Origin of the sequence: Arsukibacterium sp., assembly GCF_036735525.1 — a bacterium.
Taxonomy (GTDB): domain Bacteria; phylum Pseudomonadota; class Gammaproteobacteria; order Enterobacterales; family Alteromonadaceae; genus Alishewanella.
On the sequence record NZ_DAINOE010000020.1, the window covers coordinates 1 to 15810 of the forward strand.

10 protein-coding genes and 2 tRNA genes are annotated in these 15810 nt (G+C 49.8%); 1 reads left to right on the plus strand and 11 read right to left on the minus strand.

What is annotated here, in order from left to right; genetic code table 11:
* Positions 1-9: 9 nt before the first annotated feature.
* From V7D78_RS05835 to V7D78_RS05875, 9 genes are all read right to left on the minus strand, one after another.
* On the minus strand, positions 10-567 hold the full coding sequence (locus tag V7D78_RS05835; protein WP_333607499.1) for a PqiC family protein: 558 nt from the start codon (positions 565-567) through the stop codon (positions 10-12).
* A complete protein-coding gene (gene pqiB / locus V7D78_RS05840; RefSeq protein WP_333607534.1) occupies positions 564-2222 on the minus strand; it encodes an intermembrane transport protein PqiB in 1659 nt (552 codons plus the stop codon). The genes V7D78_RS05835 and pqiB overlap by 4 nt, the downstream gene beginning before the upstream one ends.
* A gap of 5 nt (positions 2223-2227) precedes the next feature.
* On the minus strand, positions 2228-3529 hold the full coding sequence (locus tag V7D78_RS05845; protein WP_333607500.1) for a PqiA/YebS family transporter subunit: 1302 nt from the start codon (positions 3527-3529) through the stop codon (positions 2228-2230).
* A gap of 180 nt (positions 3530-3709) precedes the next feature.
* Positions 3710-3786: transfer RNA gene (locus V7D78_RS05850), tRNA-Arg, on the minus strand.
* A 12-nt stretch (positions 3787-3798) separates the two neighbouring features.
* A tRNA-Ser gene (locus V7D78_RS05855) sits at positions 3799-3888 on the minus strand.
* A 161-nt stretch (positions 3889-4049) separates the two neighbouring features.
* Positions 4050-4250 (minus strand): carbon storage regulator CsrA, encoded by a 201-nt coding sequence (gene csrA / locus V7D78_RS05860; protein ID WP_333607501.1) that lies wholly within the window; start codon positions 4248-4250, stop codon positions 4050-4052.
* A gap of 234 nt (positions 4251-4484) precedes the next feature.
* Positions 4485-7103, minus strand: coding sequence for an alanine--tRNA ligase (gene alaS / locus V7D78_RS05865; RefSeq protein ID WP_442886503.1), 2619 nt, complete (start codon positions 7101-7103; stop codon positions 4485-4487).
* 34 nt (positions 7104-7137) lie between these two features.
* Positions 7138-7578 carry a regulatory protein RecX gene (locus V7D78_RS05870; RefSeq protein WP_333607503.1) on the minus strand — a complete coding sequence of 147 codons (441 nt, stop codon included), beginning with the start codon at positions 7576-7578 and terminating at the stop codon, positions 7138-7140.
* Between the two features lie 2 nt (positions 7579-7580).
* Positions 7581-8303 carry a hypothetical protein gene (locus V7D78_RS05875; RefSeq protein ID WP_333607504.1) on the minus strand — a complete coding sequence of 241 codons (723 nt, stop codon included), beginning with the start codon at positions 8301-8303 and terminating at the stop codon, positions 7581-7583.
* A 201-nt stretch (positions 8304-8504) separates the two neighbouring features.
* Between V7D78_RS05875 and V7D78_RS05880 the strand changes: the two genes are divergently transcribed.
* Positions 8505-12065, plus strand: coding sequence for a hybrid sensor histidine kinase/response regulator (locus V7D78_RS05880; RefSeq protein WP_333607505.1), 3561 nt, complete (start codon positions 8505-8507; stop codon positions 12063-12065).
* Positions 12066-12098: 33 nt separating this feature from the next.
* Here V7D78_RS05880 and metH read toward each other — a convergent pair whose 3' ends face one another.
* Together metH and V7D78_RS05890 are read right to left on the minus strand one after the other, a co-directional pair.
* A complete protein-coding gene (gene metH, locus V7D78_RS05885; protein ID WP_333607506.1) occupies positions 12099-14720 on the minus strand; it encodes a methionine synthase in 2622 nt (873 codons plus the stop codon).
* Positions 14720-15784 carry a homocysteine S-methyltransferase family protein gene (locus V7D78_RS05890; RefSeq protein WP_333607507.1) on the minus strand — a complete coding sequence of 355 codons (1065 nt, stop codon included), beginning with the start codon at positions 15782-15784 and terminating at the stop codon, positions 14720-14722. The genes metH and V7D78_RS05890 overlap by 1 nt, the downstream gene beginning before the upstream one ends.
* Positions 15785-15810 lie beyond the last annotated feature (26 nt).

A 15810-nucleotide genomic window follows, 5' to 3' on the forward strand; every position in this document is an offset into this window, starting at 1 on the left:
CTAGCCAGCTTAAATTGATAGTGTCAAAATTTCTTCGCTTAAATCCGTTACCAATTGCTGCCAGGCCAGACTTAATGCCTGCACCATGGCCGCATAACCATGTTCTGGCAACGGCTGACGATAACTAAAAGCCTGGGCTTTAGGCGCAGCATCATGGCCCAGCTGGTAAAAGCCACTGATCACTGCCTCACCCTGCTCGGTCGCATAAAACTGCGACAGCTGAATAGATAAGCTTAAGCTGCCAGCCGGTAGTTGTTGAAACTGTATCGCTGGCAGGGCGGCCCTTAGTTGTTGTTGCAATAACCGATTTAACTGCAGCTCCAGTGGCTCTGCCCATAAATGTTGGCGGGCAATATTCAGCTCAACCGCCGATTGCCGAAGTACCAGGCCAGTTCCATTTAGAAATGGGGCGACCTGCACCTGTTTTAGCTGGAGCGTTATTGGTGCCTGGCTTAACTCAGCTAATGGCTCGGTTAAGGCCAGCTGATAATAACGGACCTGATTTGTCGGGGCAGAACTGCAGCCGCTGAGCAGCACAGTACACAAAAATACAGACAGCAGTTTCATTGTTTCGCTTTCCTTGGCTCTGGATCGGATTGTTGGCTGGCATTAAAAATCAATGCATTGCTTTGTTGGTTTAACAGTTTGAGCAAAGGCTGCACATCTCGAAGCACCTGATCCAAAGATTGCAGGTTTTGATTCACCTGATTATAGGCCGCAGAGCCCGGGCTTAATCCCTGCATCATGGTTTGCATTTCTGCCAGACTAGCCTGCAGATTTTGCGGCAACTGTTGCAACGCCGGTTGCTGCATAAAATGCTGTACATCATTTAGCAGTAATTGGCTTTGCTGCACCAATTGATCGGTGGCGGCTAAGGTTTGCTGACCTTGTTGTAACACTTCGGCTAATGGCAACTGGTTAATTTTATCCAGTGCCAACAGAATTTTTTGTTCGATATTGCTAAAACCACTGCGCGCTGAAGGTAAACCAGGATAACCCGCCGCTAAACTTAAGCGTTGCTGCTCGGCAAACAACGCTTGATGCCGTTCTTCCTGCTGCCAATCCGGGTTAATGTCTAAATCGATAAAAAGCCCACCCGTTAACAGATTGCCGGTTTTTAAAATGGCATGCAAACCTTGCTCTACCGCCTGATCTAACTCAGAGCGTAGCTGGGCTAAACTCAGGTTTTCATACAAGCGGCCAGATTCAATGCGGATCAGTACCGGAATACCTTGATTTAACGACACTTCAAACGGCCGCTCCATGCTAAAGAAAAACGGCACGCTGGCCACAGTACCCACCCTGACACCGCGGTATTCTACCGGCGCACCGGCTTTTAACCCTCGTACCGATTCATCAAAAAACACCAGGTATTCGACATATTGGTTGTACATCCCATCCTGAATGCTTTGCTTATCGGCAAATAACTGAAATACCGTGCCATCTGCTGCCGGTTGCCCTTGCGGCCAGCCATCCATCAAGTCAAAACTGACGCCACCACTGAGTAAGGTGGCGGCAGAGCCAATATTGACCTTAAGCCCCTCAGCAGATAAATCTAACGACAAACCACTGCTGCGCCAAAAACGAATGTTTTCAGTCACCATGGCATCAAAAGGTTGGCGGATAAATAATTGATAACGGGTGCGCCGTTCGACTAAATCAAACTCACTGAGTTCAACAGTACCTACTTCATAGCCACGATACAACACAGGGTCGCCAATACTTAACCCTGAAGAATCGGCCGCGTCCAGCTTTATACGGATACCAGCTGCATCTGCTGAGGCTATGGGCGGGTTACTCAGAAGCGTATGCCTTAACTGCGTTTGCGCGCTATCTCCAGGTTTTAACTCAATATAGGCACCAGATAGCAAAGTATTTAAGCCTGTTACGCCACCACGACCAATTTGCGGTTTTACCACCCAAAATTGCGAACCTTCATTAACCAGAGGGGTGACGGCGGGTTTCATGCGGGCGGTAATCAGTACCTGCTTTAAGTCATCACTGAGCTCAACCGAAACCACCTGTCCCACATCGACACTACGGTTTTTAATTTGGGTTTTACCGGCAATAATGCCTTCGGCATCTTCGGCAATCAGCAGTAACATCGCGCCTTGTTGCGAAAAATGATTAAACAGCATCCACAGACCAATTAAAATAGCGGCCAGTGGTACTATCCAAATCGGTGACCACTGCCGAATTGGCGTCACCTTAGCTGTTAACACCTCACTCAACGACGTTCTCCTTCCTCGGTTACTGATGTATCCCATAATAATCTTGGATCAAAACTCACCGCTGCTAACATAGTGGTGATGACCACAGCAGCAAATAGTAAGGCACCCACGCCCGGATAGACACTCATTAACAAGTCAAACCTGACTAACGCTGCCATAATCGCCACCACCAGCACATCCACCATAGACCAGCGTCCGACCCAGTCTACCAGACGGAATACCCGGGTACTCAGATGACTTTTACGGGCTAAAGGTTGACTGGCCAGATAACAGAGCCAGAACATGATGATAATTTTCAGCACCGGTATCACCACACTGGCCAGTAAAATGATCAGAGCAACCGGGTAGGCGCCATCCTGCCACATTAAGATAACACCACTGATAATAGTCGAGTCCGTAATATTGCCAAAGGACACTGTGCGCATAATAGGCAACAAATTGGCTGGTATATATAAAATACAGGCGGTGACCAGCAGCGCCAGTGTCCGTTGCAGGCTGGCAGGAAAACGGGCATTGACCTTTGTATGACAGCGGCTGCAATGTGTTTGTTGCACGGGAACAAGCGCAGTACAACAAGGGCAGAGTTTTAACTGCTGCTGCAGACCATTTTGTCCGGCTTTTGCTAAAAACTGTGGTTGTGGGTTAGCGGCGATTCTGGCCCATAGTGCATGGCGATCTAATACCTGAAAAGTACGCAAATGAAATAAGCAAAACAGGCAAAAGGCCCAAAAACTTGCCCCCAGTGAAATATCGGCACTGCTGACTAACTTGACAAAACTTATCAGCAGGCCCATTAAAAAAATATCGACCATGCTCCAGGGTTTAAGCATATAGAGCACCCTGGCAAACCACATCCGAAACGGTAACGCATAGCGCATGCCAAGGTGCAGGTAAATCACTGCCGCCATACAAAATGCCGGAATAGCCTGAATAAACAGCCATACCAGAATAGCTAAGCCTTGCTGAAATTCACCAAAGAGTACCGCAGAAGTATCAAAAAAATGGATTTCGCTACGGTTACCCGCCACCCCCATACTCACAAAGGGAAATAAATTAGCCAGTAATAACATTAACAGCGCTGAGCTGGCATACAGCATAGGTCGCAGCATTGGCTCTGGCTGGCGGGCATCCAGTTTTAAATCACAGCGCTGGCAATGGGCTTCTTGCCCCATTTGCAATGGCGGCAGGTATTGCAGTAAATCGCAGTGTCGGCAAAGCACCAGTTCATTCGTTGGCGCTGAGCTGGGCGTCTTTACCTTGCCTTGAAAATCAAGAATATAGTTGCTACTGACAGACACCTGACACCCTAAGTTGTTGTGTTAGTAAGCCTGAATAGAATAATACTGTTATAGCATAATGAAGCTGCACTGGCGATGAATGAAAAAACAAATCGCTTCTCACCCTGCCTGCGTCAAGTAGCATCTGGATATCATAAAAAAACCCGCTTAGAGTTGCCTCTTAGCGGGTGTCTTCGTATATGGCGGACGCAGGAGGATTCGAACCTCCGACCGCTCGGTTCGTAGCCGAGTACTCTATCCAGCTGAGCTATGCGTCCGGTCTAAAAAAATGGCGGAGAAAGAGGGATTCGAACCCTCGATAGAGTTTCCCCTATACACCCTTAGCAGGGGTGCGCCTTCAGCCACTCGGCCATTTCTCCGCGCTATGTTGCGGCGTGTATATTAATGTCTCAGGAAAATAAGTCAAACAATTTTTGGAACCGAGCCGGCTGTTTGCCGACCTTTTAAGCAATTCGTACAATAATTAGCAGCTAACCGCTAATATTAGCAGAAAACCAGAAAAGTCCAGATAACAACAGTATTATGAATTGTCGCCGAAATCGCCACCGCCGCTGTCTTTCTCAGCTTGAATACGCATGTAGATTTCTTCACGGTGGACTGACACTTCTTTAGGAGCATTAACGCCAATCCGAACCTGATTGCCTTTAACGCCTAATACAGTCACGGTGACTTCATCACCTATCATCAGTGTCTCTCCAACACGACGAGTAAGAATTAGCATTGGTTTGCTCCTTTTCCTTTAACTAACAGCATTTTTTTGCTGTCGCAGATGTTTTAGCGCCGTATCATACCTCAGCCAATGCCAGCTTGAAAAGCCAGCAATAGGCTTTTACCGATATAACGCGTTGAACTGTATACAGTGTAGCTCGAATGTAGCACCTTTAGGCAAAGTTTTGCGCCCTACTTCGTTAAATTCAGTAAAGGCCAGGTTAACTGGCCTTTTGTACTAGCCTGTTCAGGCCAGTTTATCGGCAATATATTGCTCAGCTGCCACTAATACAGCGGCTAAATCGGCACTATTGCTGGCGCCGGCCTGAGCCATATCTGGCCGACCACCACCTTTACCACCCAACTGAGCTGCCGCCCAGGCGACCAGCTGCCCGGCATGCACTTTATCTGTCAGCGTTTGACTGACACCAGCAATCAGGCTGACTTTGTCATCATTTACCGTACTTAGTAAAATAACCGACTCGCCCAGCTTATTTTTAAGCTCGTCTAACATAGTACGTAAGGCTTTGGGATCCGTTGCTGGCAACTGCTGAATAAGCACTTGTACGCCGTTAACGTCTTGCGCCTGGCCACTGAGCGAGGCCCCTGCCTGACTAGCAAGCTTGGCTTTTAATTGCTCCAGCTCTTTCTCCAAGCTTCGGCTTCGCTCCAGGCTTTGTTGTACTTTGTCACTTAAGCTAAACAGATCGCCTTTTAACAAGGCTGCGGCTTGTAAGGCCTGCTGCTCGACCTGCTGAATAAAGTGAATAGCCGGCTCACCGGCGACCGCCTCAATACGGCGCACACCAGAGGCAATGCCACCCTCGCTGATAATTTTAAATACGCCAATATCGCCGCTACGGCTCACATGAGTACCGCCACATAATTCTACCGAGAAGTCGCCCATCGATAACACCCGAACTTCGTCGTCGTATTTTTCCCCAAACAACGCCATAGCGCCAGCAGCCTTAGCTTGTTCAATTGGCATTAGCCGGGTTTGCAGCTGATGGTTTAATTGAATTTGCTGGTTGACCAACTGCTCAATTTGGTTAAGTTCCCCCGGGTTTACCGCCTCATGATGACTAAAGTCAAAACGTAACCGTTCCGGGCCGACTAAAGAGCCTTTTTGCGTAACATGCTCACCTAACACCTGGCGCAATGCGGCATGCAACAAGTGCGTGGCTGAGTGGTTGCGTTTTATGGCAGCACGACGTGGCGCATTAATCTGTGCGGCTACAGCATCACCTACAGCAATGTCGGCAGTCGCCACGCCTTTATGGCCAAAGGCTTTGGCAATCTTTACCGTATCATTGACAGTAAAACCTTCACCTGTTGCCAGTAAGAGTTGGCCACTATCCCCGACCTGGCCACCTGACTCGGCATAAAAGGGGGTTTGATCTAAAATCACTACACCCGTTTCGCCGGTCGCCAAACGATTCACTGCTTTACCTTCAGCCAGAATCTCTACAATTCTGGCATTGCCAAATTCATTCTGATAACCGGTAAACTCGGTGAGCTGAGCTGAAGTTAACGCAGCATTATAATCGGTGCCAAAATGTGATGCCTGCTGCGCACGTTTGCGCTGCTCGGCCATAGCGGCATCGAAGCCAGCCTGATCAATGGTCAGGCCGCGCTCACGCGCCACATCATTGGTTAAATCCACCGGAAAACCATAGGTATCATAGAGTTTAAATACCACATCACCAGGAATCACCTGAGTGCTGAGGTTAGCCAGGCTGTCAGCTAAAATAGTCAGACCGCGCTCCAGTGTTTTGCCAAATTGCTCTTCTTCCTGTTTTATCGCTCTTTCAATGATGGCTTGTTTCGCTAGCAGTTCAGGATAGGCATCGCCCATCTGACGCACCAGCTCTGCCACTAACCGGTAAAAAAACGCACCCTGAGCCCCTAGTTTATGGCCATGACGCACTGCCCGGCGAATAATCCGCCTTAATACATAACCGCGGCCTTCATTAGCGGGCATCACCCCGTCGCTGATTAAAAAGGCACAACTGCGGATATGATCTGCCACCACTCGCAGCGACTTATCGGATAGATCGCTGGCACCGGTGATCTGAGCGGCGGCATTGATCAAGCCCACAAAGGTATCAATTTCATAGTTGCTGTGGACATGTTGCAATATCGCCGCAATCCGCTCCAGCCCCATACCAGTGTCAACACTGGGTTTAGGTAAGGGCTGCATCTCGCCATTGGCCTGACGGTTAAATTGCATAAAGACGATATTCCAGATCTCGATAAAGCGATCGCCGTCTTCTTCGGCTGAGCCTGGTGGCCCACCCCAGATATGCTCACCATGATCATAAAAAATTTCGGTGCAAGGGCCACATGGCCCGGTATCGCCCATGGCCCAGAAGTTGTCTGACGCATAGGGCGCACCCTTGTTGTCGCCAATACGCACAATACGCTCAGCCGGCACGCCAATTTCCGTTAACCAGATATCGTAGGCTTCATCATCGCTGGCGTATACCGTAACCAGCAGCTTCTCTTTGGGCAGTTTTACCACTTCCGTTAAAAACTGCCAGGCGTAAGCAATGGCTTCGCGCTTAAAATAATCGCCAAAACTAAAGTTGCCCAGCATCTCAAAAAAAGTATGGTGGCGCGCGGTATAACCGACGTTTTCCAGATCGTTATGCTTACCGCCTGCCCGCACACAGCGTTGAGCCGACACGGCACGGCTGTATGGCCGTTGATCCTGTCCTAAAAAGACATCTTTAAACTGCACCATGCCGGCATTGGTAAAGAGTAAGGTGGCATCATTGCCGGGGATCAGCGAGCTGCTGGGCACCACGCTATGTTGCTTACTGGCAAAGTAGTCAAAAAAAGCCTGCCTGATGTCGGCTGAAGTCATGCTCATGAAAATATCCGTCCGGTTAATGCTCAATCTAAGGGTTAAAAATGGCGTTTATTTGCTCGTAACTAAAGCCACGCCGTTGTAAATAGGCCATGCGCTTTTGTTTATCTTTAAAGTCAGCGCAGGGTTTATCGCCAAATTTTTTGTTATAACACTGTGCTGCCAGCTGCCACCAATCTAATTGCTGCTCGGCCACCGCTGCCGAAAGCAACTGCTCATCCAGTTGATGCTGACGGCATTCTTGCTGCAAGTAACGGTAACCGTAGCCCTGGCGACTGCGGGTACGCACCAGCATGGTTAAAAACCGCTGCTCATCCAGATAGCCCGCCTTCATACTCCAATCAACCACTGCCGTTAATTGCTCAGGGCTGGCACCTTTTTCCTGCAATTTCTGCCGTAACTGCGCTGCGCTGTGATCGCGCCGGCTTAACCACTGCAAAGCCTGCTGCTGTAAGTCTTTAAGCTCTGGCATGGCTAGACTTCAAGTATATCATCGCGCTCATTACTCACTTGCAACGCAAACAATTGCTGAAATGACATAAAAAAAGCAATTTTTAACAGCGGCATCACCACCAGTAACGCCAGCAACATGGTGGGAATACTTAACAATGTCAGGGCAATCGCTATTAACGCAAAAAGCACCAGTGGCTGAATATTACGCCAACAGGCGGTAAAACTCGCCTGTAAGATAGGCAGTAAGCGTTGCTGCTTTAAAAAGTAAGCGATGGCGACAGCGTAGGCAAACAACATCCAAATCATTAATTGATACACCACCAGTAGCAATACGGTAACACCACTTACCGCCTCATTACCGATTTGCGCCTGTAGCTCATTTAGCAACAATACACCGGGCATTGAGGCCAATAAGTGCAACGCCGCAAGGCGCAATAATACTGCCCGGCAAACCGTGTCGCTCAAGGGTTTAAACAGCGTAGCCAGATTAATGCTCTGCTCTTGCTGCTTTAACGCCACGGCCTGGTAAAAGCCCGCAGTTAAAAAATAATTTAAAAAGAAAAACGCTATCATAGTCAACTGATGTATTTGCGCCAGCAAGCCCATTAAAGCAATGGTAACAAACATCTGGATCCACACCAGTGGTGCCTGCTTAAACAACTGCCACGCTTGCTGCAGCCAAGTTAATGCGGCCTGTACCGGCACCCGGCGAATGATAAGATCTAACTGATACGGCTTATTCACGCAATCTCCAGCCAACAACGGCCATTTGAGCCTACTCTACAGGTTAAGTGCGGCTATGATACTGCAAATACAAGCCGATTAAGAGCCCAGAGCCGAAAAAAGCAAGACTGCCATCACCAGAATGCTTGGCTCCACTGCAGACTCCAGCTAAGATAGTCTGCTAGTCAGTCTGCCGGCACCGGCAAAGAAATGGAGTTCACTGTGCCTGACCTTATTCTGTCACGCTATCACTGGCATGGCTTGCTGAGCCTGGTCATTGGTTTTTTTGCCATGTTGACTCCGCTGTCACCCGCGCAAGCCGCAGCCTTCGAGCAGGGTATGCCGATGCTGCATAACCTTAAACCGAAAGATTATCACGCCGGCACTCAAAACTGGGCTGTAGTGCAAGATCAACGCGGTCTGCTCTATGTCGGTAATAATGTGGGGGTGCTGGAATACGATGGCCAGGTTTGGCGTACTTTGCAAACCGGTAATAAATCGGTTGCCCGCTCCCTGGCGATGTCGCCAGATGGTCGGGTATATGTGGGTGCCAAAGGCGATATTGGCTATATCGATCATAGTGATGGCCAATCCCGTTATCAGTCTTTATTGCATTTAGTACCGCCCAGTTTCCGCGATTTTCAGGATGTAAGACAAACTTTTGCCAGTGCTGACAGTGTCTACTTTACCAGCCGAGATTATGTATTCCGCCTGCGAGACGACAAAATAGATGTCTGGCGCACTAACAGCAGCTTTTTAAAAGCCTTTTGGGTTAACCAACAGCTGTATATACGCGAAGAAGGCACTGGCTTGTTGAAAATGCAGCAGGACAACTTTCAGTTAGTGCCAGGCGGCGATCACTTTGCCCAGGAAAGCCTGTTTGTGCTGGAAGCCTTTGACGACAACACCCTGCTGGCAGGCAGTCGTGAACAAGGGCTGTATTTAATCAACGACCAAGGGTTACAACGCTTTACTACCGCTTTTGATCAGCAATTGAAAGACGCTGTATTATACAGTGGCCTGACACTGAACAACGGTGATGTTGCCTTAGGTACAGTGCAAAACGGTGTCTTTATTATTAATAAACAAGGTGAGCTCTCCGGCCATTTTAACAGCAACTCAGGTTTACTTGATCATAATGTCAGAGCCTTGTATCAGGACCATCAAGGTGGTCTCTGGCTGGCGCTGGATCATGGCTTATCCAGGGTGGCCTTAAATACCGCCATTACCGGACATCATGGCATTAGCGGCCCGGCTGGCAATGTGCTGGCATTAACCCGTTATCAGCAACAACTGTATGCCGGTACCAGCCTGGGCTTATTCCGCTTAGCGCCGCGCGAAGATGGCGCGGGTCACTTTGAACAGTTAGCGCCACTGCAAAAGCAAACCTGGGGCTTTGCCGAATTTAACCAACGTTTATTAATTGCTAATAATGATGGAGTCTATCAATTAATCGATGAGCAATTAACGCTGGTCCGCCCCTCAGCTCAGGCCAGCAAAATTTTGCAGGTGTCCCGTTTACAACCCGATAGGGTTTATGTTGGCTTACAGGATGGTTTAGCCACCATGCGCTTTGTCGATGGTGCCTGGCAAGACGAAGGCCGGTTACCCGGGGTCAGTGGTAATTTAAACAGCATTGTTGAGCTGGCCGATGGTCAGTTATGGCTGGGCACACTGGCGCATGGCGTTTATCAGTTACAACTGCCCGCAGCCTGGCAAGGTGGGGCGTCGCTGCCCCTGGCGATAAAACGCTTTACCAAGGAACATGGCTTACCCAGCCTGAACCGCAATTCGGTGCATCTTTTTAACGAACAACTGCTGATTGCCTCAGTCCGCGGCATGCTGAGCTTTAATGACAATGTGCAGCAATTTGAGCTGGCTGAGGCGTTTAAAGCGCTGTTTGGTGCTGAGCCGCCCTGGGTGCGCAATCCGACTATTGACGAGCAAGGCCGGGTGTGGATGTTACTCTGGGATAACATTATTGGCACCCGCTCTGCCGGCGTCGCCATTCCTGATGCCAAAGGGCAGTATCATTGGCAAAGTAGCGCCCTGCAGCCGTTGTCTGATATACCGCTGGATACCATACTGGTGGAGCTACCACTGATATGGTTTGGTGGGGCTGAGGGTATCTTTCGCTTTGCTGACGATCAATATCAGCTGCATCAGCCAAAACCGCCTTTGCTGCGCAAAGTATTGGTTGATCAGCAACAGCCTCTTTACAGTGGCGGTGTGCTGCCAGAGCTGATGCAATTGAATAGTCAGCAGCGTAACCTGCGATTTCAGTTTAGCAGCCCTAATTACAACCCATTGCAACCCGATCAACTGCAAGTCAGGTTGGTTGGTCACGATACCGAATGGTCTAATTGGCGTCATGAACACTATCGCGATTACACCAATCTGAAAAGTGGCCACTATCAGTTTCAACTCAGATCGCAAAATGCCGCAGGTCAGATCAGTGTTGCCGATAGCCTGTATTTTCAGATAGCCAGCCCCTGGTACTGGCACTGGAGCATGCTGCTGGCCTACCTGCTGCTCAGCATCACTTTGCTGTATTTGCTGCACCGCTGGCGCATGCATAGTGCCATTACCGAACAACAGCGTTTAAGTCAGCAAGTCAGTTTGCGTACTCAACATCTGGAGCAGACCATGGCGCAGCTGCAACAAGCAAGGGAAGCAGCAGAAAGCGCCACCCTGGCCAAGGCACAGTTTCTGGCTAACATGAGCCATGAATTGCGGACGCCGCTCAATGCGGTACTGGGTTTTGCCGAGCTGGCCGAAGCCACCAGCGCCGTGGAACGCAAACAGCATTACCTGTTGAAAATACGCTCAGCCGGTAAAATTTTACTCAGTGTCATTAATGACATTCTGGATTTTTCTAAAATAGAAGCAGGCAAGATGGCACTGGAGCAAACTGACTTTTCACTGCGTGATATGCTCAGTCAGGTGGAAGAGTTGTTTAGCAGCCAGCTTAGTCACAAAGGGCTGGACTATCAACGGTTGTTGCCCAAAAACATTAGCGACCGCCGCTGTGGCGATCCGCTGCGCTTAAGCCAGGTGTTAATGAACCTGTTGAGTAATGCCATTAAGTTTACCGAAAAAGGCCGTATCACTTTACAGATTAGCGCCCTTAATGACGAGCAACTGCATTTTGCCCTGACAGATACCGGTATTGGCATCAGCGCGGCAGAGCAAGCACAGCTATTTCAGCCGTTTCATCAGGCCGATAATTCGGTCAGTCGTAAATACGGCGGCACCGGCTTAGGCCTGACCATTTGTCAGCGATTGGTACAATTAATGGACTCTAAGCTGACACTAAGCAGTCAGCCTGGTGTTGGTAGTACTTTTAGTTTTACGCTGAGCTTGCCAGTCACTAAAGCCAGTCAGTCCAGGCTCCCCCTGGCCGTGAGTACAGGTCGGCAAATACTGGTGATTGATGATAATTACTTTAATCAAAATCTGTTAAAACTGATGCTGGAAAAACTCGGTTATCATGCCGAAGTGGTCAGTAGTGGCGAGCAAGCCTTGGCCTGGCTGCAGCAGCACAGCACCGCGCTGATTTTGCTGGATATTGAAATGCCGGGTATGGATGGTTTTGCCACTTTACAGGCGCTGCGCCAAAACCCCGCGCTGGATGAGGTACCAGTGTTAGCCCTGACCGCCCACCATTCAAGTGAGCTGAGCGCACAAATCCGCGACAGTGGTTTTACCGATATGCTCACCAAGCCGGTGGAGCTGGCGGTATTGGCGGCAACACTTAATCAGGCATTAGTCGCTGCAGAGTAATGCCCGGTTAAAAAATTATCCTTTTTTCTGTTATCAGCGCAAATTTGGGGCCAGCCAGTTTTCAGCCTGCTCACGGCTCCAGCCTTTTTTGGCGGCATACTCGCTGAGTTGATCGTCGCCAATTTTACTGACCGCAAAATACTTGCTGTCGGGATGGCCAAAATACCAGCCACTGACCGCAGCGCCGGGCCACATGGCATAGCTTTCGGTTAGTACTATATTGGTTTGCGTCGCCACATCGAGTAACTGCCATAGGGTGCCTTTTTCGGTATGCTCCGGGCACGCCGGATAACCGGGTGCAGGCCGAATGCCCTGATACAACTCACGGATAAGTTGCTCGTTAGCCAGATTTTCATCGCTGGCATAGCCCCAGTACTGACGCCGTACTTGTAAATGCAGGTACTCGGCTAAGGCTTCTGCTAAACGATCCGCCAACGCTTTTACCATGATACTGTTGTAATCGTCATGCTCGGCGGCAAATTGAGCAGCTAATTCATCGGCGCCAAAGCCGGTACTGACCGCAAAACCACCAATATAATCTTTAACACCGCTCTCAAGCGGCGCGATAAAATCGGCCAGGCTGCAGTTAGCGGCATTGTTGCGTAATTGCAGTTGCTGACGCAGGTTATATAAACGGGCTTTTTCAACAGTGCGTGTCTCGTCGCTATAGACCACAATATCGTCACCCACACTGTTGGCCGGGAACAAGCCAAATACCGCTTTACCTTTAACATGGCCGCCATTAATCATGGTGTCGAGCATGGCATTGGCATCTTTAAATAACTTGCGCGCTTCTATGCCGACTTCGGCGTGGTTTAAAATGGCCGGGTATTTACCCGATAACTGCCAGGTTAAAAAGAACGGCGTCCAGTCGATATACTCGCGCAGCAGATTTAAATCCACATCCGGCCACAGGTGCACACCGGTTTGTTTCGGTGCCGGCGCTACCTTAGTTAAATCAAGTTGAAATTTATTGGCACGGGCCTCGGCTAAGCTCAGCAGTTTCTCGCCGGGGCGGGAACGGGCATGCTGCTCACGCGCCACCACATAGTCGTTTTTAATGCGGGCTAAATAATCGGCTTTGCTATCCGGGGTAATTAACGACTGCACCACAGAGACACTGCGTGAGGCATTGGGCACATACACCACGCCATGGGCGTAATGAGGCTCAATTTTCACCGCAGTATGGGCTTTAGAGGTGGTAGCGCCGCCAATCAGTAAGGGTTGAGTAAAGCCCAGGCGGGTCATTTCTTTGGCGACATGCACCATTTCATCCAGCGATGGCGTAATTAAGCCAGATAAACCAATAACATCCACATCCCGCTCTTTGGCAACCCGCAACAGCTCAGCACAGGGCACCATCACACCTAAGTCAATCACTTCAAAATTATTGCATTGCAGCACCACGCCGACGATGTTTTTGCCGATATCATGCACATCGCCCTTTACCGTGGCCAACAGCACCTTGCCCTGGGCGCGGCCGCCTTCTTTTTCCTGCTCAATAAAGGGCTGCAAGTAGGCTACGGCTTTTTTCATCACCCGGGCCGATTTAACCACCTGCGGCAGGAACATCTTGCCTTCACCAAATAAGTCGCCAACCACATTCATGCCGTCCATCAGCGGCCCTTCAATCACATGTAAGGGTTTGTCAGCTTGCTGGCGGGCTTCTTCGGTGTCGATATCAATAAAATCGGTAATGCCTTTGACCAGCGCATGTTCCAGCCGCTTATTCACCGGCAGGCTGCGCCAGGCATCGTCTATTTTCTCCGCTACGCTGCCATCGCCTTTAAACTGGGCGGCAATCTCCAGCAAGCGCTCGGTGGCATCATCACGGCGGTTTAAAATCACATCTTCCACCCGCTCTTTTAGCAGTGCGGGAATATCATCATAGACGGTCAGCTGGCCGGCATTAACAATGCCCATATCCATACCGGCGCCAATAGCATGGTATAAAAATACCGAGTGAATGGCCTCGCGTACCGCATCATTGCCGCGAAACGAGAACGACACATTAGATACGCCGCCAGAAATTTTCGCGTGCGGGCACAGCCGCTTTATCTCACGGGTGGCTTCAATAAAATCTACTGCGTAGTTGTTGTGCTCTTCAATGCCGGTGGCGACGGCAAAAATATTCGGGTCAAAAATGATGTCTTCTGGCGGAAAACCAATTTGTTCGGTCAGTATCTTATAGGCTCGCTGGCAGATCTCTACTTTGCGCGCCTTGGTATCGGCCTGACCTTGCTCATCAAACGCCATCACCACCACGGCAGCGCCATAGCGGCGTAATAAGCGGGCTTGGTGCAGAAAGGGCGCCTCGCCTTCTTTTAGGGATATCGAGTTCACCACCGCCTTGCCCTGAATACATTTCAGTGCCGCTTCAATCACCTCCCACTTGGAGGAGTCCACCATGATAGGCACCCGCGAAATATCCGGCTCAGAAGCTAACAAGGTTAAATAGCGCACCATGGCAGCCTTGCTGTCGAGCATCGCCTCATCCATGTTGATATCAATAATTTGGGCGCCGTTTTCAACCTGTTGTCGCGCTACATCCAGCGCAGCTTCAAACTGGCCATTTAAAATCAGCTTTTTAAATTTCGCCGAGCCGGTGACATTAGTCCGCTCGCCGACATTAATAAATCGGGCCTGTTGTCTCATTACCACTCCACAGAAAAGGCTTCAAGGCCAGAGAGATGAAAACTGTGATCCGGCTGTTTCGGCTGGCGCGGCGCAGCATCTTTTACTGCATCGGCCATGGCTTTAATATGCTCAGGCGTGGTGCCACAACAACCACCCACGATATTTAAAAAGCCCTGCGCCGCCCAATCGGCTATTTCTTTGGCCATCTCAGTGGCGTCCAAATCATATTCGCCAAACTCGTTGGGCAGGCCGGCATTCGGATGCACCGACACATAAGCTTCGGATATCGTCGCTAAGGTTTCGACATAGGGCCTGAGTAAATCCGGGCCCAGCGCACAGTTAAGACCAAAACTTACCGGCTCGACATGGGTCAGGCTGTAATAAAAAGCTTCGGTGGTCTGGCCCGATAAGGTGCGCCCCGAGGCATCGGTGATGGTGCCGGAAATCATCACCGGCAGCTTGTAGCCCACTTCATCAAATACTTTGAGCACCGCAAAGGCCGCCGCTTTGGCGTTTAACGTATCAAAGATAGTTTCCAGCATAATAATATCGGCACCGCCCTCAATTAAGGCATGGGTCGATTCGGTATAAGCTGCCACTAATTCGTCAAAGCTGACATTGCGAAAGCCCGGATCGTTAACATCCGGCGATATCGAGGCGGTGCGGTTAGTGGGGCCGAGCACACCGGCGACAAAACGGGGTTTTTCAGGCTGCTGCGCTGTGATTTCATCACACACCTGACGCGCCAGCGCGGCGGCTTCACGGTTAATCCGCGCCGACAACCCTTGCATCTGGTAGTCAGCCATGGCAATGCTGGTGGCATTAAAGCTGTTGGTTTCAATAATATCGGCGCCAGCCAGTAAATATTGGCGGTGAATCTCGGCAATCAGTTTTGGCTGTGTTAACACCAGTAAGTCGTTATTGCCTTTGACATCACTGGGCCAATCAGCGAATTCCTCACCGCGATAATCAGCCTCTTGCAGTTGATGCTGCTGGATCATGGTGCCCATAGCGCCATCCAGAATAAAAATGCGCTGGGCCAACAGCTGGCGAAAATGCTCTGGGGTAAGTCTTGCCATCATAAGGTTCTCAACCATCATAACTTTCT

Coding starts and splice junctions, on each gene's coding strand:
- csrA (WP_333607501.1), bottom strand. CDS start 4,250: ATGCTAATTCTTACTCGTCGTGTTGGAGAGACACTGATGATAGGTGAT.
- metH (WP_333607506.1), bottom strand. CDS start 14,720: ATGAGACAACAGGCCCGATTTATTAATGTCGGCGAGCGGACTAATGTC.
- V7D78_RS05870 (WP_333607503.1), bottom strand. CDS start 7,578: ATGCCAGAGCTTAAAGACTTACAGCAGCAGGCTTTGCAGTGGTTAAGC.
- alaS (WP_442886503.1), bottom strand. CDS start 7,103: ATGACTTCAGCCGACATCAGGCAGGCTTTTTTTGACTACTTTGCCAGT.
- V7D78_RS05835 (WP_333607499.1), bottom strand. CDS start 567: ATGAAACTGCTGTCTGTATTTTTGTGTACTGTGCTGCTCAGCGGCTGC.
- V7D78_RS05890 (WP_333607507.1), bottom strand. CDS start 15,784: ATGATGGCAAGACTTACCCCAGAGCATTTTCGCCAGCTGTTGGCCCAG.